This window comes from Phocaeicola sp. RTP21198st1_B8_RTP21198_201120, assembly GCF_040929485.1.
Taxonomy (GTDB): Bacteria; Bacteroidota; Bacteroidia; order Bacteroidales; family Bacteroidaceae; genus Phocaeicola; species Phocaeicola dorei.
This window is the reverse complement of record NZ_JBCOCI010000227.1, coordinates 1-1,991: the sequence shown is the minus strand read 5'-3', so window position 1 is coordinate 1,991 and position 1,991 is coordinate 1. Positions and strand designations below refer to the sequence as shown.

The 1,991-nt window shown below is 47.2% G+C and carries 2 protein-coding genes; both read right to left on the bottom strand.

The genetic code is table 11. The features are described from left to right. Positions 1 to 95: 95 nt before the first annotated feature. Positions 96 to 1,664: a glycoside hydrolase domain-containing protein gene (locus AB5935_RS24820; protein WP_368327737.1), complete on the bottom strand. Its 1,569-nt coding sequence runs from the start codon at positions 1,662 to 1,664 to the stop codon at positions 96 to 98. Positions 1,665 to 1,681: 17 nt separating this feature from the next. Then, positions 1,682 to 1,991: DUF4960 domain-containing protein (locus tag AB5935_RS24815; protein ID WP_368327736.1), on the bottom strand; the 310-nt coding region annotated here is incomplete at its 5' end.

Here is a 1,991-nt window from a genome sequence, read left to right as displayed (position 1 = left end):
ATGGTATTAAGGTTGTTACAGTGCAAAGATAGGCGCTCCGGGATGAAACGCCTATCACTTTTGTTTCAAACACTGTAAAAGATGTTACTTTTCTATTAATAGGTGCTCACTTGAATATCTGATACAGTGATTTCGCCTTTATAACAGCAGAGTGCCCACGGATTCTTCTGCATTTGATAGATGCGGTTCGTGAAAGATAACTGGTCGTTGATGTAAGTCACACAAACCGACTGGTCACTGTAAATCGTCACACGGTATTCATTATCCGCCGGGATATTGAATTTGTTATCAAACAAGTATTTGGCATTGTCACCGTCTTTCTCGAAGTTGGCTTTACCCTCGTCAGCGTTGACGTGGATGCTATACCATGATTTGGAGTCCGTTCCACGGACGAAAGAGATTCCAAAACGATCTGTATTCGAGGATGCTTTTACGGTAAAGGAAATCTTGTTGTGTACTTTCAACCGGTTGAAGATAACGGAAGCTCCTTCGGCCAACGTATAGGTTTTACCGCTTTCTGTTACGTTTCCGTCTTTAGCCATCACTTTTACCTCTTGTGCAGAAGTGTATTTACGGTCGATTGCATCGGGAACTCCAAGGGTTAACGTACCGTCTTCGTGCTGAATGAGGCGTTGTGCCACCAAGTTGCCAGCCCATTCGGGTTCTACATCCCCTACGTTTCCATTATCATTGCCGGCACGGGTAGGACACCAGCCCCAGATGTAACGGTTGGTTCCATCGGAAGCAGTCTTGCCTGCATAGAATGCACGGCTGTCCAGCATACCTTCCCGATTGTCCGGCCATATTCCGGCATCATTGGCGGTGGTTGCTTTCAGTTCTTCAAGTGTTCTGCCTTTGAAGTATTGTACCTTGCGCATGAAGGAAGCTTGTTCCGAATAGACCAGATACCACCAGTCTCCCATCTTGAATACGTCCGGACATTCGTAGAAACGGTCCCACATCATGGTCATAAATGTGCCGGCAGACGCCCACTCTTTCAGGTCAGTAGAGGTGAATTCGGCAATGTGTCCTTTTCCGTTTTTACGGGTGGCAATCAGCATGTGATAAACGCCGTCTTCGGTCTGGAACAGGAACGGGTCGCGGAAGTCATTCTTGTCATAGCCGTACGTATCTCCTTTCAGATAGAAAGTGCGGTTCTTGGTCCATGTTTTAAAGTCGGGAGAGGTAGCCACCATGACTACCTGTGCATTCTGGTCGGAAGAAGGTTTGAATTTATTGCCGGTGTAGAAGGTGTAGTAGAGTTTATCAACCGGATTATAGATGGTACCTCCTGTACCGATGGCGGCATCCTGTTCGTCACGACCTCCACACGGAATCAGTTCGCCGAGAGATTCATAAGTAGCACCATCTTTGGTGGCCACCCCGAAAATGGGGTGGTAAGTAGCTTCGGGGTTCGGACGGTAATCTTGCAGGTACATCACTTTAAAGTCTTTGGCAACCGGATCATAGAATGGCATCGGGTCACCGACAAAGCCTACCTGCGGTTTATAGTACATCGAGAAGCCATGCTCGTCGGCCGATTGGAAGTAAGTGGATGTACCGTCCCAGTCTCTTTGAGTCAATACGGAATCCATCTCATCACTGCAAGCGCTCATTGAGGCCAACAGCGTGGTGATTGCTATATGTAAGATCATATTTTTCATAATTATTGCTTATTCTTTTATTTACATAAGTAGTTGATTGCATTCAGAGTCATTTGCTCTACGTTGTAGTGGTAGTAGTCGACAGAAGTGTCTACGCCTTTACCGTACCAGTCGTAACAACCGGAGCCGATACAAATTGTGCGTCCGCTGTTGGCGCGCGGCTCGAATTCGGCAATGATTACTGCACCGTCGTCTCCGCATGCCACATCGATTCCTCCTGTCAAGCTACGCCATGCGTTCAGATCCTCATAACCTCCCCAGTCTGTTCCGATATGCCATTGTGCCGTACTATTGGTAGTCGCGTAACCAGCATCAAAGGTATAGACT

Excerpts from the sequence above, each read along its gene's own strand:
- AB5935_RS24820 (WP_368327737.1), bottom strand. The coding sequence starts at position 1,664 with ATGAAAAATATGATCTTACATATAGCAATCACCACGCTGTTGGCCTCA.